This window comes from Halorubrum sp. Ib24 (assembly GCF_002252745.1).
Classification (GTDB): domain Archaea; phylum Halobacteriota; class Halobacteria; order Halobacteriales; family Haloferacaceae; genus Halorubrum.
On the sequence record NZ_NHOX01000034.1, the window covers coordinates 1 to 255 of the forward strand.

Annotated in this window: 1 protein-coding gene; it reads right to left on the bottom strand. The window is 0.4% G+C overall.

All coding sequences use genetic code 11. The annotated features are described in order from the left end of the window. On the bottom strand, positions 1–255 hold a 255-nt coding region (locus DJ82_RS15730), incomplete at both ends, for a hypothetical protein (RefSeq protein WP_158217300.1).

Here is a 255-nt window from a genome sequence, read left to right on the forward strand (position 1 = left end):
AAAAAAAAAAAAAAAAAAAAAAAAAAAAAAAAAAAAAAAAAAAAAAAAAAAAAAAAAAAAAAAAAAAAAAAAAAAAAAAAAAAAAAAAAAAAAAAAAAAAAAAAAAAAAAAAAAAAAAAAAAAAAAAGAAAAAAAAAAAAAAAAAAAAAAAAAAAAAAAAAAAAAAAAAAAAAAAAAAAAAAAAAAAAAAAAAAAAAAAAAAAAAAAAAAAAAAAAAAAAAAAAAAAAAAAAAAAAAAAAAAAAAAAAAAAAAAA